The sequence below is a fragment of the Pradoshia sp. Z3_51 genome (assembly GCF_058215915.1).
The window spans coordinates 26,723-47,497 of record NZ_JBZAJC010000004.1; the positions used below are offsets into that span (position 1 = coordinate 26,723).

Below are 20,775 nucleotides of genomic sequence, written 5' to 3' on the forward strand. Positions count from 1 at the left end.
ATTCTCTTCATTTCCATATACAATAGAATAGCAATCCATTTTAATTGCTAATAAAAATATATAATTACGTTTAAATATATAAAGGGGGTTTGCCGAATGAATGAGCTCTTTACTGATTTGGTTCCACCACAAAATGTTGAGGCGGAACAAGCGGTTTTAGGAGCAATTTTTCTTGTGCCTTCCTCTTTAATACTTGCCTCTGAGATTTTGATACCTGAGGATTTTTATAGAAGTGCACACCAAAAAATCTTCCTGGTTATGCTGAAGCTAAACGACAAAGGAAAGGCTGTCGATTTAGTCACAGTAACAGAAGAACTAAGTGCAACAAAGCAGCTTGAAGAGGTAGGGGGAGTTCCCTATTTAACAGAACTGGCGTCATCAGTACCTACCGCGGCCAATATAGAATATTATGCCCGAATTGTTGAAGAAAAGTCCGTTCTTAGAAGATTAATTAATACAGCAACTGGCATTGTACAAGATGGGTATTCACGTGAAGATGAAGTAGAAAGTCTCTTGGGTGAAGCCGAAAAGAGCATTATGGAAGTTGCCTCCCGAAAAAATGCCGGAGCCTTTCACAACATTAAAGATGTTTTAGTTCGGACCTATGACAATATTGAGTTACTTCATAACCGCGTAGGAGATGTAACTGGAATACCTACAGGCTTTAATGACTTGGATCACATGACAGCAGGCTTTCAGCGTAATGATTTAATTATCGTTGCTGCCCGTCCATCTGTTGGTAAAACAGCCTTTGCACTTAATATTGCCCAAAACGTTGCAACAAAAACGGATGAAAATGTTGCGATTTTCAGTTTGGAGATGGGTGCAGAACAATTGGTCATGCGTATGCTTTGCGCAGAAGGTAATATAAATGCTCAAAACCTTAGAACAGGATCTCTGACAGACGAAGATTGGCGCAAATTAACACTGGCAATGGGAAGCTTATCAAATGCAGGTATATTTATAGATGATACTCCGGGTGTCCGAATTAGTGAAATCCGTTCAAAATGCCGTCGTTTAAAGCAAGAACATGGACTTGGCATGATCCTGATTGACTATCTCCAGCTTATTCAGGGAAATGGCAGATCAGGCGAAAACAGACAACAGGAAGTATCAGAAATTTCCCGTTCCCTTAAGGCCTTGGCAAGGGAGCTAGAAGTTCCGGTTATCGCTCTTTCCCAGCTCTCTCGTGGTGTTGAGCAACGTCAGGACAAGCGTCCGATGATGTCTGATATCCGTGAGTCAGGAAGTATTGAGCAAGATGCTGATATTGTAGCCTTCTTATACAGGGAAGATTATTATGATAAAGAAACAGAAAACCAAAATGTTATTGAAATTATCATTGCGAAACAGCGTAATGGCCCGGTTGGAACAGTTCAACTGGCATTTGTGAAGGAATACAATAAGTTTGTTAATTTAGAGAGAAGATTCCAGGATGATGCCATACCTTCTGGAGCATAATAGTTTATAGACCGACCCACCAAACAAAGGTGGGTTTATTTTTATTACATCAATACACGAACATATTTTACTATTTTCATATAAACGTTCGTGAATTCCTTGAAATTACTTCATGTAATTGATACACTTAATTTGTTTGTTAAGCCAAAGTGCAAGATGTTGGTAAATTAGTGGAGGTGTAAAGAATGTCTTCAGTCGTAGTAGTAGGTACACAATGGGGAGACGAAGGTAAAGGAAAGATTACAGATTTCCTTTCAGAAAACGCAGAAGTAATTGCCAGATATCAAGGTGGAAATAATGCGGGACATACAATAAAATTTAATGGTGAAACATATAAGCTTCATTTGATTCCCTCAGGCATATTCTATAAGGATAAGATATCGGTAATTGGAAATGGTATGGTCGTTGACCCTAAAGCACTTATTGAGGAGCTTACTTATCTGCACGATCGTGGGATTACCACAGATAATTTACGTATCAGCAATAGAGCCCATGTGATTCTTCCTTATCATCTGAAACTTGATGAAGTAGAGGAAGAGAGAAAAGGGAGTAATAAAATAGGTACTACTAAAAAGGGAATTGGCCCGGCTTATATGGATAAAGCAGCCCGTATAGGTATCAGGATTGCCGATTTATTAGATAAAGAAGTATTTGAAGAGAAGTTAACAAGAAACTTGGAAGAGAAAAACCGTATGCTGGAACGTTTTTATGAAACTGAAGGCTTTACGATGGATGATTTCTTTGAAGAATATTATGAATATGGACAGCAAATTAAACAATATGTGTGTGATACCTCTGTTGTTTTAAATGACGCCTTGGATGAAGGACGCCGTGTTTTATTTGAAGGAGCACAAGGGGTAATGCTTGATATCGATCAGGGAACATACCCATTCGTTACATCCTCCAACCCAGTTGCGGGCGGCGTGACAATCGGTTCCGGAGTTGGACCATCAAAAATCAATCATGTAGTGGGTGTATGTAAAGCCTACACGACACGTGTTGGAGATGGACCATTCCCTACCGAACTTGATAACGAAATTGGTAATCAAATTCGTGAGGTAGGAAGAGAGTATGGTACTACTACGGGACGTCCGCGAAGGGTAGGTTGGTTCGATAGCGTCGTTGTCCGCCATGCGCGCCGCGTTAGTGGAATCACTGATCTTTCTCTTAACTCTATCGATGTTTTAACAGGTATTGAAACATTAAAAATCTGTGTTGCTTATCGACACGATGGAAAAGTATTGGAGGAGTTCCCGGCGAGTCTGAAAATATTGGCTGAATGTGAACCAATCTATGAAGAACTGCCAGGCTGGACAGAAGATATCACGGGTGTGAAAACATTGTCTGAACTGCCTGCAAATGCACGTACTTATCTAGAAAGAGTATCTCAGTTAACAGGTATTCCATTATCAATCTTTTCTGTAGGACCGGACCGTAATCAAACGAATATACTCCGCAATCCATACGGTATATAAAAAATAACTGGCTGACAGACGAAAACGTTTGTCAGCTTTTTGAATAAATTAATCATTAGTACTAGTATATTTCATAGAGAATTTGAGGGTTAGACACCAGTCTAATCCTTTTTGGTATTCACCCTTGTATATATTTGGAATTAAATTTTAAAAAGATGACCTGTTTCAATAGAAATGGTAAAGTAAGATTAGGATAGTTTAACAAAATTGTGACTCGCAGATGTCATTAATATATACATTTTATTATATAAAAGGGAGAACTAGACAATGGATAAAAAGATACTGGTTGTTGATGACGAAAAGCCTATTGCAGATATATTACAGTTTAACTTGAAAAAAGAAGGATTTGATGTGTATTGTGCCTATGACGGTAATGATGCCATTAAAATGGTGGAAGAACTTCAGCCAGATTTGATTTTATTAGATATCATGCTACCGCAACAGGACGGAATGGAAGTTTGCAGGGAAGTGCGGAAGAAATATGATATGCCAATAATTATGCTGACGGCAAAGGATTCCGAAATCGATAAAGTACTTGGTCTGGAACTGGGCGCAGATGATTATGTAACAAAACCGTTCAGTACCCGTGAATTAATTGCGCGTGTAAAAGCGAATTTACGCAGGCAAAAACATGCTGCAAATCAACAGGAAGATAACGAGGAAACAAATGAAATTACGATTGGCAATCTAGTGATACACCCTGACTCTTATATGGTATCCAAAAGAGGTGACACCATTGAATTAACCCATAGGGAGTTTGAGTTGCTCTTTTATCTCGCTAAACACATAGGCCAGGTAATGACAAGGGAGCATCTTCTGCAGACAGTATGGGGATATGATTACTATGGAGATGTCAGAACAGTTGATGTAACTGTTCGACGCCTACGTGAAAAAATAGAAGATAATCCAAGCCATCCTGCATGGATTGTTACAAGAAGAGGAGTTGGGTACTACCTCCGTCATCCTGAACAGGAGTAAAAAATTATGAGAAAAGTTGGTTTTTTTAAATCGATTTATTTTAAGTTTGTACTGATTTATGTGCTGCTTATTTTAGTTGCCATGCAAATTATCGGAGTTTATTTTGCACAGGGGCTTGAACAGCAGCTATTGGAGAATTTTAAGAGCTCTATTCAAGAGCGGGTAACCATTCTTTCCTATAGTTTAGAAAAAGAAATAACGGAAACCCGCAAAGTTGAAGATCCCACCTTAATAGAGGATATTAAGACAACATTGGAGGGTTATTCCTCTGGGGATATAACGGAGATACGAGTAATGGATCAGGATTCAAAAATTATTGGCACATCTGATCCGGAGAAACAAGATATAATAGGGAGCCGTTCAACTGAAAAGCTTGTTGACAGGGCAAATAATCAAGGAACGCCCCAAACAGAAATCAGAATCGATTCACAGACAGGAAAAAGAATTCTCCTCTGGTCAGAACCGATTTTGAGTGACGGACAAATTATAGGGAATTTATATCTGAATACGAAAATAGAGAATGTCTATTCCCAATTAAAACAAATTAATACGATAATGGCGAAGGGAACGATTATTTCTCTTGCAGTCACAGCCTTTTTAGGAATATTACTGGCTCAGACCATTACACGGCCTATATCCGACATGCGTAAGCAAGCTTTAGCGATGTCACGTGGTAACTTTTCAAGAAAAGTTAAGGTATATGGATACGATGAAATTGGTCAGCTTGCTATCACGTTCAATAGTTTAACTAAAAAGCTGCAAGATGCACAGGCGACAACTGATGCAGAGAAAAGGAAGCTCTCTTCTGTATTGACTAATATGACAGATGGCGTGCTAACAACAGATCGCAGAGGCCGAGTCATTTTGATTAACGATACAGCACTATCAATGCTGAAAGTTTCACGTGAAACGTCATTATCTAAGCCAATTACAGAGGTATTAGGATTAGAGGACACGTACACTTTTGATCAATTATTGAGTGAGAAGGAGTCCATTATCCTTAATTACAGCAATGAAAAGAAATTACTTTATTTGAGAGCGAATTTCTCTGTTATTCAAAGAGAAACAGGCTTTATTAATGGGTTAATTGTTGTTCTTCATGATATTACCGAGCAAGAAAAAATCGATGAAGAGAGAAGAGAATTTGTTGCGAATGTTTCCCATGAGCTTAGAACACCGCTGACAACCATGAGAAGCTATCTAGAGGCTCTAGCAGATGGCGCCATGGAAGATAAAGAGCTTGCTCCGCGTTTTCTGAACATAGCTCAAACAGAAACAGAGCGGATGATCAGATTGGTTAATGATCTCTTGCAGCTCTCAAAGCTCGATAATACAGACTATAAGCTTTCTACAACATGGGTTGATTTTGGCCGTTATTTCCACCGAATTATCGATCGTTTTGAAATGTCTAAATCACGAAATGTCACTTTTAAACGTTTAATCCCATCTGAGCCAATTGGTGTAGAAATAGATGAGGATAAAATTACTCAAGTACTCGATAATATCATATCGAATGCATTGAAGTATTCACCTGAGGGTGGACAAGTTACATTTAAACTGCAAGTAATCGGACAATTTGTGGAAATTAGCATTAGGGATGAAGGAATGGGTATTCCGAAAGAAAATGTTGCGAAGATATTTGAAAGATTCTACCGTGTAGATAAAGCCAGATCAAGAAAGATGGGCGGTACAGGTTTAGGTCTCGCGATAGCGAAGGAAATGATTGAAGCACATAAGGGGCATATTTGGGCTTCTAGTGAGGAAGGGAAGGGGACTACCATTTTCTTTACTCTCCCTTATGAAACATTACAAGAGGATGATTGGGAATGAGCTGGGAAGGATTTAAAAATATCTTATTGGTGTCCCTCATTTTGATAAGTGGCCTTTTGACCTGGTCATATTGGTTTTATCAGCCAACCTATAACGAGACGGAGAATACAAACTATGTTCAGGAGAAAATCTTCAGTAATCTTGAACCTGATGAAGTCGTAAAGCCAACAAAAATGGTTTATCATAAAGGTAATTTATCCTATGGAACTTACTCTGAGGAAATGATTACACAAGCAATCAACTCCATAAAAAAATGGAATATGTTTAACTTTCAGGATCAATCATCAAAGTATAAAAATACTGCCGCTATCAATAAGTTTAGTGAGAAGGATGGATTCATTGAATTAATATTTAATGATATCGTTCCGCTGTCTTTTTATAAAAATTATTTAAAAATAGAAGATAATGAGTTGCCAAATGTTAATTTTGACAGGGTTATTATTCATACCGATAATGATTCTATCTACTTTGTTTCTAGTGAAAAGAAAACAGTCATTGAAGCATCCGTTGATAAAGATTTGATTGAAGACTTCACACAAGAGTACGCGAGGGTTGAAAATCTAAAACCCTACACAAAGCTAAAACTATCAGAAACCAACTCAATCCTGGTTCCTTCCGGCGAAATAAAAGTAAGTAAATATGATTTTCTAACAAAAGCTACTGATGTGAAAAGCTTTAAGGAAGCTCTGTTTATCAGACCAAGCACTGTTAAGCAGGAAGGGGATATCTATACCGATGGATTGAGTATAATGAAAAAGAACCCAAAAACATCAATGATTGAATACAAAAATCTTGTTGTCGGTGCCAAAGATGAGAAAAAGCTGGAAACTCATATATTGCAAAGCAGCATAGAATTTATCAATATTCATGCCGGTTGGGATACACGCCACCGGTATGTGTCATTAGATGAGTTTAGCAGAGAAGTCGCTTTCCGTTTATATATTGATGGACTTCCTGTATTTAATGAGGAAGGTATGACTGAAATTCACTTGGAATATGGAACTCAAAATGTGAAGAGATATGAACGTTCCTATTTTAATCTTGTGGATGAGCCCTTGGATCAAAGCACAGTTACTCTTCCTTCTGCAAATGAAGCTTTAAAGTCCTTCAAAAACGGTATGGGTAAACAATATGATGCAAATAAACTTACGGATATGACTGTCGGCTATAAGCTAATTTATGATGATAATTCAGGCACGACTCTTTTGGAATTGAAACCTGTCTGGTACTATCAGTATGGTGGCAGCTGGATGGAGATTCCCGAAAAGGATTTAGGAGGACTTATGGATGGATTGGAATAAAACAAAAGGTTTATTTATTGTTGTGTTTCTAATTCTGGATGTATTCCTCCTATATCAGTTCCTGGATTTTAGGGCAGCAAAGCTTGAAATCAATAAGGATTCGGATTCAACCATTGAAGAAAGGCTAAAGGCTGAGGGAATCAAGTATCATGTAGGAACTCAGGAAAGAGTAAGTGAAAAGACGATAAGTGCTAAGCCTAAGGAATTCAGTAAAGAGGAATTAAATACCCTCAAAAATCAAACCTTAATTATTGATAATAAAAGAACCATTCGATCGACGCTGGATAAACCAATTAAAATTGGTACTGGTGAAGGGAAATATTTTGAGCTGGAAAGCTTCATTAACAAAAATGTATATTCGGGAGATGAGTATAAATTTTGGCGTAAAGAAGATGGGACAATAACATATTATCAAACCTACAAAAGCCGTTTACTTTTTAATAATAAAAACGGCGCCTTAATATTTACGCTTAATGAAAATGATGAAGTAATTTCGTATATACAAACACACCTCGATGATATTGAGGAATTTAATGAAAACCAAGAGATTAATCCGCCAATTCAAGCAGTAGAAAGTCTGTTGAATGGAGGATACTTGTCATCTGGAAGTGAAGTTTCAAAGGGAGAGCTTGGTTTTTATACCTTAATAGAAGTATCAGAATCAAAAGTGCTTGTCCTTGTACCAACATGGCATTTTACAGTAAATAAGCAAGAGGATTATTTCGTAAATGGTATTGAAGGACAAGTGCTGAATACAGAAGAAGGAAATGTAACGGAGTGAGGAAGAATGTCGATGAAATTTAGCGTTCTAGCCAGTGGAAGCACGGGGAATTCACTCTATGTGGAATCAGGAGAGCATTCATTTTTAGTGGACGCTGGTTTAAGCGGCAAAAAAATGACCGAGCTATTAAATAAAATTGATAAAAGGCCTGAGGATTTATCAGGAATTTTTGTGACACATGAGCACAGTGACCATATAAAAGGGCTTGGTATTATGGCTCGTAAATATCAGCTGCCTATTTATGCAAATGCCAACACATGGAGAGCAATGGATGGGTTAATTGGCGAAATTCCTACAGATTTAAAATTTGAATTTGGAATGGAGACCGTTAAGTCATTTGGCAACCTTGATGTAGAGTCCTTTGGTGTTTCGCACGATGCGGCAGAGCCGATGTTTTATGTATTTCACCAGGATGGTAAGAAACTGGTGACAATTACAGATACGGGGTATGTAAGTGATCGAATGAAGGGCATTATTAAAAATGCAGATGTGTACATCTTTGAGAGCAATCATGATGTAAGTATGCTCCGCATGGGTCGATATCCATGGAGTGTAAAGCGTCGGATACTAAGCGATGTAGGCCATGTTTGTAATGAGGATGCTGCTATAGCCATGAGTGAAGTTGCGGGTGACCGTACAAAACGGTTTTATCTGGCTCATTTAAGTAAGGACAATAATATGAAGGATCTGGCACGTATGTCTGTCAGTCAAACACTTGAAACAAAAGGGATCAGAGCGGGAGAGCAATTTAGCCTGTATGATACGGATCCTAACGAACCAACTGAATTAATACTTGTTTAACAGAGGAGGTTTCCTCTGTTATTTTTTTAGGTAATATATATAATGTTGGTAAAGGTTGGAGAATACTCACTAGTTATTAAACATATCATTAAACTCTGCAACAAGAATTTCCTTTCGATGCTGTTTTTGTTTATAAAATGGAAAACAACAAATACTAGACCTACATAAGTAAATAGTGAAGGGAATGTTGGCAAATGGGCTATTATGATCAAGATTATAATCAGTCAGAACAACAGCAAACTAAACGAAAAGGAAGTAAAGCAGGCTATTTTCTCTCTGGTTTAATTGGTGCTATTATTGGTGCATTATTAGTCCTTCTATTGACAGGCAACTTGAATAATAATGGATTAAATCAGAATACTAGTACAAATAACGGTAATGATGCATCCAAATTGACTCAAAATGTTTCTATGGATGTGACGACTGACGTTACTAAAGCTGTTGAAAAAACGGGAGACGCGGTAATCGGGATTACAAATATCCAAGGCTCTGATTTTTTTAATGAAACTCAGGAGGCAGGCACAGGCTCAGGAGTCATCTATAAAAAGGAGAATGGAAAAGCGTTTATCGTTACCAATAATCATGTGGTGGAGGGTGCATCTTCCTTAGAGGTTACTTTAGCTGATGGTACTAAAACAAAGGCAGAACTTTTAGGAAGCGACATATGGACAGATTTAGCTGTTATCCAAATAGATGATAAGGGTATTGATGTAGTTGCTGAATTTGGTAATTCTGATAAATTAAAAGCCGGAGAACCAGTTATTGCAATTGGTAATCCACTAGGTTTGAATTTCTCCGGATCCGTGACCCAAGGGATTATCTCGGGTTTGAACAGAACTATACCGATTGATGTGAATTCAGATGGTGTGGAGGACTGGAATGCAGAGGTTATTCAGACAGATGCAGCGATTAACCCAGGGAATAGCGGAGGTGCTTTAATTAATATAGGCGGCCAAGTGATTGGGATAAACTCCATGAAAATAGCCGAGTCATCCGTTGAGGGAATTGGATTATCGATTCCAAGCAATTATGCTATACCGATTATTGAGGATTTAGAGGCACATGGAAAAGTGAAACGGGCTTATATGGGAACTAGTCTTCGTTCCTTGAATGAAGTGACCAATTATCAGAGGCAGGAAACATTGAAATTACCTACTGGTGTGACAGAAGGTGTCGTCATTACAAGTATTGAACCAGGTTCTCCGGCTGCTAAAGCCGGGTTAAAGGAGTTCGATGTCATTGTGGAGCTGGATGGGAAGAAAATCGCTAATGTTCCGGAGCTCCGTAAACATTTATATGTAAATAAGCAGATTGGCGATAAAATGAAAGTGACATACTATAGGAATGGACAAAAAGCGTCAACCGAAATGACATTGATTGAAGCCCAAATGTGATATAGTTAGGTACGAAAGCAGGGGATTCCAAATTCCCTGCTTTAAATATGCGGGCTTAAAATGAAGCAGATATTACAAAAGACAACAAGAAAAGGAGAATGAATATGAAAATTTATTGCTGTAAAGATCATGTAGAAGTTGGACTTGATACAATCGTGGATGAGACGGAAGTCCCTCCTTTTATAAATATGATTTCAGAGGAAGAAAATAAAGAAGTTACTAACAATTCTAATGAATTCACCTGTGAATACTGTGGACAACCTGCTGTATATATTGTGGCGAACTAATATTCGGGCACAATATGTGGACGATGGTTGTGTATATGTGGATAACTCCTGTGGATAAAATGTTTGTAAAGTGAGGGTAACATGTGAATATCTCGATAATAACTGTAGGTAAATTGAAGGAGAAATATTTAAAACAGGGTATCGGAGAATATGTAAAAAGATTATCGGCCTATGCCAAAATAGACATAATTGAAATACCCGATGAGAAAGCACCTGAAACATTAAGTGAGATGGAGATGCTGCAAGTCAAGGCGAAAGAAGGAGAGCGAATCCTCGCAAAAATTTCTGACGATACTCATGTTATTGCTTTGGCGATTGAGGGGAAAATGAAATCATCTGAAGAACTTGCAGAAACAATAGATAAACTCGCCACCTACGGAAAAAGCAAGATAGCCTTTGTCATTGGCGGATCGCTTGGACTAAGTAAAGATGTAATGAAAAGAGCAAATGACACCCTGTCTTTTTCGAAAATGACCTTCCCTCACCAGCTGATGAGGCTGATTTTAGTGGAGCAGGTGTATCGCGCGTTTCGGATTAATCGAGGGGAACCATATCATAAGTAAGGTGTTTGTTTTATCTTAATATGTTTTTCTTGTGGAATGTATATGAAAAGAAGCAGTCATAGTTAAAGATCAATAACTTCCTTTAGTATGAAAAGATTGGTTGGCATATGGGAATTAAGGAATTAAGAAGGGTTACAAAAAGATGATTTACTTTTAATTGTTTTAGGTTATATTTCAGAAAATATAAATTATGTATTCTGTCCTGCTTTAATGTTATAGTAAAAAAATAAAATATAAGTTAGAGGGACAGAGTTATGAAGAGGAAATGGGTGTTACGCTGGTCTGTTTTTATTCTCGGATTATTGGTATTAGCATTTGGTATAGCACTAACAATTAAAGGAAAGTTTTTAGGGATTGGACCATGGGATGTTTTTCATTATGGACTATTTACTAAATTCGGATTCACTATAGGAACTTGGTCGATCATTAGTGGTCTATTGCTTTTGTTCATCAGTTCAATTTTCAATAAAGCATGGCCCCAAATAGGGTCCTTTCTGAATATGATGTTGCTTGGTTTATTTATTGATCTTTTTAATTGGATGTTACCTAGTATTGATAATTTAGCAGGAGCAACAATTGCCTTTATCATAGGTGTTATTTTAATGGGATATGGTATTGGATTATACGTTTCTGCCGATTTTGGAGCAGGCCCTAGAGACAGCTTTATGTTATTAATTGTTGAAAAAATGGGATGGAGTATCCCGTTGGTCAGAAATGGAATTGAAGTTATCGTTTTTCTCATTGGTTGGATGTTAGGAGGTCCTGTTGGGATTGGAACCTTGTTCATTGCGTTTGGATTGGGTCCCATTTTAGGCTTTTCCATTCCTCAATGTAAGAAGCTGATGGCCTATCTTCTTAAGCAAAAGGACCAATTAATAACGACTTGAGTATATAAATAGAAGATCTTTTCATAAGCGGAATTTCGCAACTTTAGCACCTGGCCTGGTTGTAAAAAGCTTACTTATATATTTTAAATTGATATTCTTATAAAATACGAAAAACACATAGTCTTACGGAATTATAAATCAAGCAAAAAGGATGTCTGGCCTTAAGAGACATCCTTTTTGTATTAGATCTTATCTTATATAGTTATCGAAGTAACCTTGGATATAGACTATTGGCGTGTCTTTGCCTATACTAACCGAAGTCATATCAGATAAGGATAACGATAAGGGTCGAGGTCTTTATGACATCTGACAAAATAAATGTTAAATAACTCCCTGTGCAATCATGGCATCGGCTACTTTTTTAAATCCCGCGATATTAGCGCCAACAACTAGATTGCCTGGGTGACCATAGTCCTCAGCAGCCTTGACGCTCTCCTTGTAAATGTTAGTCATAATATCCTGCAATTTTGCATCGACTTCTTCAAATGTCCAGGATAATCGAGCGCTGTTTTGTGCCATTTCTAAGGCAGAAACGGCTACACCACCTGCATTGGCAGCTTTTGCTGGACCAAAGAGGATATGGTTATCCAAAAACACATCAATAGCTTCGGAGCTAGATGGCATATTAGCGCCTTCGCCGACGGCTTTTAGTCCATTTGCAACCAGAAGTTTCGCTGATTTTTCGCTAATTTCATTTTGGGTGGCACATGGCAAGGCAATATCGCATGGTATGGACCAAATTCCGTAGCAACCTTTCGTATATTGTGCATGTGGGTGTTCTTCTACATATGCCGAGATTCTTTTCCGCTCAACTTCCTTTAGACGTTTCACGGTTTCTAGGTTAATACCGTTTGGGTCGAAAATATAGCCGTCAGAATCACTGCAGGCGACAACTTTTGCTCCTAGTTGTGTAGCTTTTTCGATTGCATAGATGGAGACATTACCTGAACCGGATACTACCACTGTACTTTCCTTAAAGCTAAGGCCTTGTTCTTTAAGCATTTCTTGCACAAAGTAAACAGTGCCATATCCAGTAGCTTCGGTTCGAGTTAAGCTTCCGCCGTAACCAAGTCCTTTTCCTGTCAGAATACCTGCCTCATAGCCTCCGCGTATTCTCTTGTACTGTCCAAATAGAAATCCAATTTCTCGTGCTCCAACGCCAATATCACCAGCTGGTACATCTATATCCATTCCTATATGTCTACTTAGTTCCGTCATAAAGCTTTGAGTGAATCGCATGATTTCTCCATCAGATTTCCCTTTAGGATCAAAGTCAGACCCACCTTTGCCTCCTCCAATCGGTTGACCGGTAAGAGCGTTTTTAAAAATCTGCTCAAAGCCGAGAAATTTAATAATACTTGCATTAACAGTAGGGTGGAATCTCAAGCCGCCTTTATAGGGACCGATGGCGCTATTATACTGTACACGGAATCCACGGTTTATCTGTACCTTGCCTTGATCGTCTACCCAAGGAACTCGAAAGGTAATCAGTCTTTCTGGCTCTACAACTCTTTCAAGGATACTTTGCTCCATGTATTCTGGATGCCTAGCAAATAAAGGGACGAGTGAATCAAAAATTTCTTTAACAACCTGATGAAATTCTCTTTCATTAGGATTTCGCTTTTTGACTGTTTCAAATACTTCATTAACATAATTTTTTGCAGTGATTGTTTCTGTGTCTTTAAACTCTGTCAATACAGTCATGCTGTTATAAGCCCTCCCTTAGGTGAACAGTAATTTAGTGTGTATACTTTAGTCTAATAAAGAAATGATATACTAAATTATCTGATTCTTCAAATTTATAATAAAAATAAACCCAAACAATATAAAGATAAATTAAGAAAAAAAATCTAGAGGGTCATTTAGTATGCATGAAAAATAGATTTTAAATAGAAATTGCCATCTTATTAGATAGATTAGCGAAAGAAAGATATCCGAGTAGAAGTTACTGATAAAATTGTAGTATTTTGTAATTTACTATTAATAATTCTGAAATAATACAAATATGAAAATATAGAAAAAACCTAGATCCATTGGAATGTAGGTTTTTTGCATTAACTATTATTAGGAATACATTTTCTCACAAAGAAAGAGAAAATCAATGTGAAGCAAATTTGAATGTTTTTGAGAACCGTCTGTCTAAAAAAAGTATATCCAAATATTGGGCGTTATCATAAAAAATTAACCAAACATGCACGTAGCTGATTACGAAGTTTCGTGCGTGTAGTTAAAATAATATGAAGAAATAGATAGTTAGGAACCACTTTAGCACCAAACAATAATCCGATAGGGGGTCGTTTGGGCAGGGATGCTTTTTGTAGCTGGTCCATAGATGACAATGAGATTCCGATTTCCGATATTTTTTGAAAATGGCTGCCCATTTCTTAAAATGATAGGAGTGTAAGGGGAGAGGTTTAATTGTAATTGACCATCACGGCTCACCAGTTGGTTGTTAAAATAATCTGCTTTAACATTTTGATCGTTATATTCCTTAACAACGATAAGAGCCCGATATTGTGGCGGATAAATCAATGGTACTGGTACATCCCCATCATAATAACCAGTAATTTTATCACCGAGGCCCACAATTGCCTGTTCTACGAAGTAAGTAGTCGGTGATATGATGAAATTAACTATTCCGTTATTTCCATCTTCAACTGTAAGTTGTTTAAAACAGCCCTCTGATTCCCCATTTTGTCCCATCATAAAATCATTCATGTCGGTTACAATACCTCGAAATGACATAAAATTCACGGCATTATTCCTTTCCTGAAAAACTAAGTTTTATAGTCTTTACGGTTAATCATAATTGATAAAATCATCATAAATAATCCTGACGCTACCTATTCAATTTATGTGTCATTGCCCAGAAAGGTGAATGCAAGAAATTCAAACTTTGGACTATGAGATTTGTCTTAATGAAATAATTGGCGTTATAGGAAGGAAGCTCGGGTGCATACCTTTAGTCTTATTAACTGCTGCGTATTATACTGTGGAAGAGAACTTCAAGGTTGATATGGAAAGGAGATTCTAATCATGGCACAGACATTAAAGGGAAAGATTGCGTTTATCACTGGGGGAGCTAGAGGGATTGGTAGAGCGACAGCAATTGCACTGGCTAAAGAGGGTGTAAACGTTGGTTTGCTTGCAAGGTCAGAGGAAAATCTTAAAAAGGCAGCTGCTGAAATAGAAGGTTTAGGCGTAAAAGTAGCTTATGCAACAGCTGATATTTCATCAAAGGAACAGGTAGAAGCAGCGATTGAAGTGTTAACCAAGAATTTAGGCACTGCTGATATTTTGATAAATAATGCAGGAATTGCAGCATTCGGAACAGTTTCGGAGATGGATCCGGAGGAATGGAAAAGGATTATAGATATAAACCTAATGGGTACTTATTACGTGACACGAGCTGTACTTCCTCAACTAATCGAAAAAAATGGGGGAGATATTATCAATGTCTCTTCCACTAATGGATTAAATGGGGCAGCTACATCCAGTGCTTACAGTGCCTCAAAATTCGCGGTGATTGGCTTTACCGAATCACTTGCGCAGGAGGTTCGCCGTAATAATATTCGTGTATCAGCTTTGACACCTAGTACAGTTGCTACAGATTTGGCTCTCGACCTTGATTTAATTAAAGAGAACAATGATTCGAAATTCATTCAGCCTGAGGATCTTGCAGAATTTATAGTCGACCAATTAAAATTGAATCCACGTGTTTACGTGAAAACAGCGAGTTTCATAGCAACAAATCCATTTTAATGGATCATAAACTGGTATAGATGAATGGAATGAAGAAAGAAGGCGTAAATCTGCCTTCTTTTTTCGCTTCTAATAAGCTCTTTTACGGTTAGAGAATATCGATAAATCGTTTGAATGCTTGCTTTCCTTCATGGGTCCGTTTAAATACACCGGCATCCTCTAAACATCTCAGGAATTTGGAACCGACTGCCTGAGAGATAATCATTTTTACAGATTCAGGAGTAATTTCTTTCCCGTTAACTACTTTTAGATCTTCAGCCCAGGCTTGGTGATAATCTGCCACTTCATTGCGTTGATTGAGCAGATATTTTTCAACCTCAATAAGCTCCTTTTGTAAGCGGGCAGGTAATACAGCAAGACCCATAACTTCTATTAAACCAATATTCTCTTTTTTGATATGGTGAACATCCTGGTGAGGGTGAAAGATTCCTAATGGATGCTCTTCACTTGTTCGATTATTGCGAAGAACAAGATCAAGCTCAAATTGGCCATCTCGCATTCTTGCAATCGGTGTTATGGTGTTGTGACGGGTATCTCCGGAATAGGCTACAAGATTAACTGATGGATCACTATAGTGAATCCATTTTTTGAGTATCCGATCAGCTGCGCCTGCAACTTCCTCCAGACGAACTCCTTTTATACGAATTACGGACATAGGCCATTTCACGATATTTGCAGAAATAGAAGGGAACCCTTTAATTGAAAAAGTCCCTTCTTCCTTCGCTCGGGCCATTGCGAACTCATATCGTCCGCCTTGATAATGGTCATGGGTTAAAATAGATCCCCCTACAATAGGGATATCGGCATTAGATCCCAAGAAATAATGCGGAAACTTTTTAACAAACATCAGCAAATTGGTGAACGTATGGAAATTAATTTTCATATCACGATGTTGTTCCGATAACAGAATGCAATGCTCGTTATAATATACGTATGGTGAGTACTGTAAATACCATGATTCTTCCCCGAGTGGAATCTGGACCATACGATGGTTGGACCTGGCAGGATGATTTAACCGTCCTGCGTATCCTTCATTCTCAATACAAAGGAGACAAGTTGGATAATTAGATGTAGCAGGCTTCATCTCGCGCTCCAATGCGATTTGTTTAGGATCCTTTTCAGGCTTTGATAAATTAATTGTTATGTCCAGTTCTCCATAATCCGTATCAACCGTGTAGCTGATATTTTTCGCAATCTGTTTAGTTTGGATATAATTGCTATTCTGGCTTAACTCATAAAAATACTTGGTTGCTTCCTCAGGGCATTCTTTATACTTTTGATAAAAAGTGTAATTTAGCTCTGAAGGTCTTGGCATAAATACATTCATTATCTTGGCCTTTAAAATATCTTTATTGACTATTAAATCCTCAATAATGCTAGTTTTAACAGCATAATCAGCGATAACATCCAATAAATCTGGGATCGACAGCTCGTTCTTTACTGGATGTTTCGAAAAGCCATCTAAATGAAGCAGTGACAATATCTGATTTCTGGCGTATATTTCATCTGCTGAATCAAGCATTTGTAATCTTTTAGCCTGATTCAAAAGGTGTTGAACTGCTGCATAGATCTCCATGATATCTTCCCCTTTTAATCGATTTAACTAGGTTACTTATCTCCATAGCCGTTTGGATGGGCCTGATGCCATTTCCAGGCATCGGTAATAATATTTTGGATGGACGTCCGTTTTGGTCTCCAGCCCAAAATGCGCCCGGCTTTTTCAGAAGAGGCAATTAGCGTACTTGGATCACCGGATCTTTTAGGGGCGATTTTAGCGGGAAGCTCGTGGCCTGTTACAGCTCTGGCTGCTTCGACAATCTCCTTGACTGAAAATCCATTGCTGCTGCCAAGGTTAAAGATATTACTTTCTCCACCGTTTTGAAGATACTTCAATGCTAAAATATGAGCATCAATTAAGTCCTCAACATGGATATAATCACGGATACATGTGCCATCCTCCGTTGGATAATCATCTCCGAAAATGGAAATCGATTCTCGCTGTCCTAATGCTACTTGAAGTACTACTGGAATTAAATGTGTTTCCGGATGATGGTCTTCACCAATTTCCCCGGTTGAACGGGCACCGGCAACGTTAAAATAACGGAGCGACACATAATTCATGCCGTAGGCTGTATCACACCACTTCATCAATTTCTCCATCGTCAGTTTTGTTTCACCGTAGGCATTCGTTGGATTTGTCTGCATTTCTTCCGTAATCGGTGTTTGTTCCTGCTCTCCATATGTAGCTGCGGTAGAGGAGAAGACAATATGCTTAACATTGAACTCGTTCATCACTTCAAGCAGTACTTGTGTTCCATATACATTATTACGGAAATACTCGAGCGGCTTTTCCATAGATTCTCCAACAAGTGAATAGGCAGCAAAATGAAGTACAGCGTCTACCTTTTCCTTCGTAAAAACTTCGCGTAAAAAGTCCTTGTCTCGAATATCTCCTTGATAAAATCTTGCCTTTGGATGTATGGCTCCTTTATGGCCTGTTTGTAAATTATCAACCACCACTGTGTCGTAACCTTCGTCGAGTAGTTGGTATACGGCATGGGAACCAATATAACCAGCCCCACCAAGAACTAGTGTACTCATACAATCGCCTCCGTTATAATTTCCTTTGTTCCATCACCAATGCTGGCAACATAAAAGTCTGCCTCATAACCGATTGTTTGTTTGTACGCATCACCGACTTCCTGAATAAAACGTTCGATATGAGCTGATTGAACCAATGCAATCGCACAGCCGCCAAAACCGGCCCCCGTCATTCTAGAGCCAACGGTACCTTTTTGCTGCCAGGCTGCCTCCACTAATGCGTCGAGTTCCGGTCCGGTTACCTCGTAATCATCCCGAAGTGAAATATGGGACTCGTTCATATAGATACCGAATTGGACTAAATTACCATCCTGTAAGGCTTGAAAGGCTTTTTTTGTGCGTTCATTTTCATAAACTGCATGGCGTGCCCGTTTTTCAAGTGTGGAATCGGCAATGACAGCTTTATGTTGATCAAAAAGATCGATAGATAGTTCTCCAAGGGAGGTTATATCAGTTGCTGTTTGCAGTCTTGCAAGCGCTGATTCACATTCGCTTCGCCGTTCATTATATTTTGAATCTGCCAGTTCTCTTCGTTTATTCGTATTCATGATGACAATCTGGTGATCTGCTATATCAAATGGGGCATATTCATAGCTTAAAGTCTGGCAATCAAGCAATATAGCTGATTTTGCTTTTCCCATTCCAATTGCAAACTGGTCCATAATACCGGAGTTTACTCCAATAAACAGGTTTTCCACCTTTTGACCAATTTTTACTAACTCGATACGGTCTATCTCTAATTGAAAGACTTCATTTACCATTACACCGATTAAAACTTCAAGTGAAGCAGAGGAAGAAAGGCCAGCTCCATTTGGAATATTGCCGTATATGAGAATATCAAGGCCGTTCGGCAGATTATTTCCATTCTCGGCTATATATCGAAGTACTCCCTTAGGATAGTTCGCCCATTGATGGGATGGGTCATAATCCAGATCATCTAAAGAAAATTCAATTATCCCGACCTCTTTGAAATTCAGTGAATATAGCCGAATAGTGCGGTCTCCACGCAGTCGTACTAACCCATATGTGCCATAGGTGATGGCAGATGGGAAAACATACCCACCATTGTAATCAGTATGCTCACCGATTAGGTTGATTCGGCCAGGTGAAAAAAAGGTACGAACCTTATCATTCATACTGCCTGAGAATATACTGTGAAATGCAGATAATAGTTTTTGATGGTCCATATTGGTCACTTCCCTCTAAATTTTAGGTAAAGCTTTTTATAATTAGTGAATCGAACAGTTTGCTTTTTAACGAGAGTATATTTCCTTTTTTTGAAAGCGTATCCAACTTTATTGTAATAAAAATTAGTAAAGTACGTCAATTAATTTTACTAAAATTTTTACTAATTAGTTTACCATACAAAAAAGCGCACATTTATTTGTGCGCTTTACTTGGAGCTTCCTCTTATTTTAAGTTGTGTAGCTATACTTACTTTCTTTGAGACTTGTCTTCCAGAAAACTGCTCAAGCAATAAATCTACTGCCGTTTCACCCATTAATTCGGTATAGACCTTAACCGTGCTTAAAGGGGGAGACATATATTTTGAAATGCTAATATCATTTACTCCAACAATACTAACTTGATCCGGTACGCGGACACCTGCATCTTGAAGGGCCCTTAATGCTCCAACAGCAATAGAGTCATTTCCGGCAAAAAAGGCTGTAGGAATTTCATCTTCGTGGTCCTTGACTGCTTGTTTCATCAGGTGGTATCCATCTTCAACAGAAAACTTGCCTTCATACACATAAGCTTCCTGATAGAGGCCCATGTCCGATAGAAATCGTTCAAAACTAGTTCTTCGAGGATCGTCAATTTTGGAAGTGTGATCCTTATAAATTTCCCGCCCACCTAAGTAGCCAATTTTAGTGTGTCCTTGATCCAGAAAATATTGAAGAATATTTCGTGTGGCTTTTTCGAAATCAACTATAACAGAATCGAATTGATCGTCATTAGGTGAACTATCTACAAAAACAAGGTTACTTGACACACTCTTTAGTTCCTCAGCCTGGTTTTCGCTGAATTTACCAATTGCGATAATTCCTTGAAATCCTTCATTTTGGAGGGAACGCAAATGCTCTATAGAAAAATTAGTGAACTTCATATTGTGGTATTCCAGGCGCTTTTCCACGCCAAGTCTGATTGCCATATAATAAAGATCGTCTAATTCCTCTTTTTCAGTATACCAATTCACGATTCCTACTTTATACATGATAGGTTTGCGTTTAGGTTTTTTTTGATAGTCTAATTCTTCAGCCGCTTCAAAAATCCTTTTTTTCGTCTCATCACTGACTGATAAAGAGTTGTCGTAATTAAGCACTCTTGAAACGGTCGCAATCGAAACTCCAACCATATTTGCGATATCTTTAATGGTGGCCATTGGACAGCTGCCCCCTTTCTTTTCTAAAAGTAAAATCCGGTTATTTTAGCGCTTTCAGTATACTATACTTTTTAGTAAATTTCTTTAGATTATTTTCGTTTTATTAAGGAAGGGTGTAAGGGATAGAAGTATGAAATACATAAAATATAGATAACCATTACGATAACCACTACCAATCACTCGTGTTAATAATTCCTTGATATTTTTTAGAAGATACAAAATTATTTTCTGTGTATTTAGTAAATAAATTGATTAATTTACTAAAATTTAT

General features: G+C 38.0%; 18 protein-coding genes. 12 read left to right on the forward strand and 6 right to left on the reverse strand.

Annotation, left to right across the window (positions count from 1 at the left end):
• Positions 1-96 precede the first annotated feature (96 nt).
• The 11 genes from dnaB (at position 97) to AC4BHA_RS09590 (ending at position 11,758) form a co-directional block, all read left to right on the forward strand.
• The gene (dnaB, locus tag AC4BHA_RS09540) at positions 97-1,461 is read left to right on the forward strand and encodes a replicative DNA helicase (protein ID WP_066109682.1); all 1,365 of its coding nucleotides are present in this window, start codon (positions 97-99) and stop codon (positions 1,459-1,461) included.
• A 185-nt stretch (positions 1,462-1,646) separates the two neighbouring features.
• Complete coding sequence (locus tag AC4BHA_RS09545) at positions 1,647-2,936, forward strand: adenylosuccinate synthase (protein ID WP_066109679.1); 1,290 nt, start codon at positions 1,647-1,649, stop codon at positions 2,934-2,936.
• Positions 2,937-3,203: 267 nt separating this feature from the next.
• The gene (gene yycF / locus AC4BHA_RS09550; RefSeq protein ID WP_490558485.1) at positions 3,204-3,914 is read left to right on the forward strand and encodes a response regulator YycF; all 711 of its coding nucleotides are present in this window, start codon (positions 3,204-3,206) and stop codon (positions 3,912-3,914) included.
• Positions 3,915-3,920: 6 nt separating this feature from the next.
• Positions 3,921-5,744 carry a cell wall metabolism sensor histidine kinase WalK gene (walK, locus tag AC4BHA_RS09555; RefSeq protein ID WP_490558486.1) on the forward strand — a complete coding sequence of 608 codons (1,824 nt, stop codon included), beginning with the start codon at positions 3,921-3,923 and terminating at the stop codon, positions 5,742-5,744.
• Positions 5,741-7,045, forward strand: coding sequence for a YycH family regulatory protein (locus AC4BHA_RS09560; RefSeq protein WP_490558487.1), 1,305 nt, complete (start codon positions 5,741-5,743; stop codon positions 7,043-7,045). The genes walK and AC4BHA_RS09560 overlap by 4 nt, the downstream gene beginning before the upstream one ends.
• The gene (locus AC4BHA_RS09565; RefSeq protein ID WP_066109666.1) at positions 7,032-7,826 is read left to right on the forward strand and encodes a two-component system regulatory protein YycI; all 795 of its coding nucleotides are present in this window, start codon (positions 7,032-7,034) and stop codon (positions 7,824-7,826) included. The genes AC4BHA_RS09560 and AC4BHA_RS09565 overlap by 14 nt, the downstream gene beginning before the upstream one ends.
• 6 nt (positions 7,827-7,832) lie before the next feature.
• Complete coding sequence (locus tag AC4BHA_RS09570; RefSeq protein ID WP_066109662.1) at positions 7,833-8,627, forward strand: MBL fold metallo-hydrolase; 795 nt, start codon at positions 7,833-7,835, stop codon at positions 8,625-8,627.
• Positions 8,628-8,821: 194 nt separating this feature from the next.
• Complete coding sequence (locus AC4BHA_RS09575) at positions 8,822-10,021, forward strand: S1C family serine protease (RefSeq protein ID WP_066109658.1); 1,200 nt, start codon at positions 8,822-8,824, stop codon at positions 10,019-10,021.
• 104 nt (positions 10,022-10,125) lie between these two features.
• The gene (locus tag AC4BHA_RS09580; RefSeq protein WP_066109653.1) at positions 10,126-10,308 is read left to right on the forward strand and encodes a CxxH/CxxC protein; all 183 of its coding nucleotides are present in this window, start codon (positions 10,126-10,128) and stop codon (positions 10,306-10,308) included.
• A gap of 83 nt (positions 10,309-10,391) precedes the next feature.
• Positions 10,392-10,871 (forward strand): 23S rRNA (pseudouridine(1915)-N(3))-methyltransferase RlmH, encoded by a 480-nt coding sequence (gene rlmH, locus AC4BHA_RS09585; RefSeq protein WP_066109652.1) that lies wholly within the window; start codon positions 10,392-10,394, stop codon positions 10,869-10,871.
• 254 nt (positions 10,872-11,125) lie between these two features.
• Positions 11,126-11,758: a YczE/YyaS/YitT family protein gene (locus AC4BHA_RS09590; protein ID WP_139892031.1), complete on the forward strand. Its 633-nt coding sequence runs from the start codon at positions 11,126-11,128 to the stop codon at positions 11,756-11,758.
• A 321-nt stretch (positions 11,759-12,079) separates the two neighbouring features.
• On the opposite strand, the gene gdhA is transcribed toward AC4BHA_RS09590, so the two are convergent.
• Both gdhA and AC4BHA_RS09600 read right to left on the reverse strand, forming a co-directional pair.
• Complete coding sequence (gdhA, locus tag AC4BHA_RS09595) at positions 12,080-13,462, reverse strand: NADP-specific glutamate dehydrogenase (protein WP_490552980.1); 1,383 nt, start codon at positions 13,460-13,462, stop codon at positions 12,080-12,082.
• 561 nt (positions 13,463-14,023) lie between these two features.
• On the reverse strand, positions 14,024-14,503 hold the full coding sequence (locus AC4BHA_RS09600) for a hypothetical protein (protein WP_148630756.1): 480 nt from the start codon (positions 14,501-14,503) through the stop codon (positions 14,024-14,026).
• 291 nt (positions 14,504-14,794) lie between these two features.
• On the opposite strand from AC4BHA_RS09600, the gene AC4BHA_RS09605 reads away from it, so the two are divergent.
• The gene (locus AC4BHA_RS09605; protein ID WP_148630335.1) at positions 14,795-15,520 is read left to right on the forward strand and encodes a 3-ketoacyl-ACP reductase; all 726 of its coding nucleotides are present in this window, start codon (positions 14,795-14,797) and stop codon (positions 15,518-15,520) included.
• Positions 15,521-15,608: 88 nt separating this feature from the next.
• On the opposite strand, the gene galT is transcribed toward AC4BHA_RS09605, so the two are convergent.
• The 4 genes from galT to AC4BHA_RS09625 all read right to left on the reverse strand — a co-directional run bounded on the left by galT (position 15,609) and on the right by AC4BHA_RS09625 (position 20,504).
• Positions 15,609-17,096, reverse strand: coding sequence for a UDP-glucose--hexose-1-phosphate uridylyltransferase (galT, locus tag AC4BHA_RS09610; protein ID WP_139892032.1), 1,488 nt, complete (start codon positions 17,094-17,096; stop codon positions 15,609-15,611).
• Between the two features lie 32 nt (positions 17,097-17,128).
• Complete coding sequence (galE, locus tag AC4BHA_RS09615) at positions 17,129-18,121, reverse strand: UDP-glucose 4-epimerase GalE (RefSeq protein WP_139892033.1); 993 nt, start codon at positions 18,119-18,121, stop codon at positions 17,129-17,131.
• Complete coding sequence (locus AC4BHA_RS09620) at positions 18,118-19,308, reverse strand: galactokinase (protein WP_490558488.1); 1,191 nt, start codon at positions 19,306-19,308, stop codon at positions 18,118-18,120. Before AC4BHA_RS09620 ends, galE begins: the two co-directional genes overlap by 4 nt.
• Positions 19,309-19,514: 206 nt before the next feature.
• Positions 19,515-20,504 (reverse strand): LacI family DNA-binding transcriptional regulator, encoded by a 990-nt coding sequence (locus AC4BHA_RS09625; protein WP_066109631.1) that lies wholly within the window; start codon positions 20,502-20,504, stop codon positions 19,515-19,517.
• Positions 20,505-20,775 lie beyond the last annotated feature (271 nt).

Coding starts and splice junctions, on each gene's coding strand:
- AC4BHA_RS09625 (WP_066109631.1), bottom strand. CDS start 20,504: ATGGCCACCATTAAAGATATCGCAAATATGGTTGGAGTTTCGATTGCG.
- AC4BHA_RS09545 (WP_066109679.1), top strand. CDS start 1,647: ATGTCTTCAGTCGTAGTAGTAGGTACACAATGGGGAGACGAAGGTAAA.
- AC4BHA_RS09575 (WP_066109658.1), top strand. CDS start 8,822: ATGGGCTATTATGATCAAGATTATAATCAGTCAGAACAACAGCAAACT.
- AC4BHA_RS09600 (WP_148630756.1), bottom strand. CDS start 14,503: ATGTCATTTCGAGGTATTGTAACCGACATGAATGATTTTATGATGGGA.
- AC4BHA_RS09620 (WP_490558488.1), bottom strand. CDS start 19,308: ATGGACCATCAAAAACTATTATCTGCATTTCACAGTATATTCTCAGGC.
- AC4BHA_RS09590 (WP_139892031.1), top strand. CDS start 11,126: ATGAAGAGGAAATGGGTGTTACGCTGGTCTGTTTTTATTCTCGGATTA.
- galE (WP_139892033.1), bottom strand. CDS start 18,121: ATGAGTACACTAGTTCTTGGTGGGGCTGGTTATATTGGTTCCCATGCC.
- AC4BHA_RS09570 (WP_066109662.1), top strand. CDS start 7,833: ATGTCGATGAAATTTAGCGTTCTAGCCAGTGGAAGCACGGGGAATTCA.
- AC4BHA_RS09580 (WP_066109653.1), top strand. CDS start 10,126: ATGAAAATTTATTGCTGTAAAGATCATGTAGAAGTTGGACTTGATACA.
- galT (WP_139892032.1), bottom strand. CDS start 17,096: ATGGAGATCTATGCAGCAGTTCAACACCTTTTGAATCAGGCTAAAAGA.
- dnaB (WP_066109682.1), top strand. CDS start 97: ATGAATGAGCTCTTTACTGATTTGGTTCCACCACAAAATGTTGAGGCG.
- walK (WP_490558486.1), top strand. CDS start 3,921: ATGAGAAAAGTTGGTTTTTTTAAATCGATTTATTTTAAGTTTGTACTG.
- yycF (WP_490558485.1), top strand. CDS start 3,204: ATGGATAAAAAGATACTGGTTGTTGATGACGAAAAGCCTATTGCAGAT.
- AC4BHA_RS09605 (WP_148630335.1), top strand. CDS start 14,795: ATGGCACAGACATTAAAGGGAAAGATTGCGTTTATCACTGGGGGAGCT.
- AC4BHA_RS09565 (WP_066109666.1), top strand. CDS start 7,032: ATGGATTGGAATAAAACAAAAGGTTTATTTATTGTTGTGTTTCTAATT.
- gdhA (WP_490552980.1), bottom strand. CDS start 13,462: ATGACTGTATTGACAGAGTTTAAAGACACAGAAACAATCACTGCAAAA.
- AC4BHA_RS09560 (WP_490558487.1), top strand. CDS start 5,741: ATGAGCTGGGAAGGATTTAAAAATATCTTATTGGTGTCCCTCATTTTG.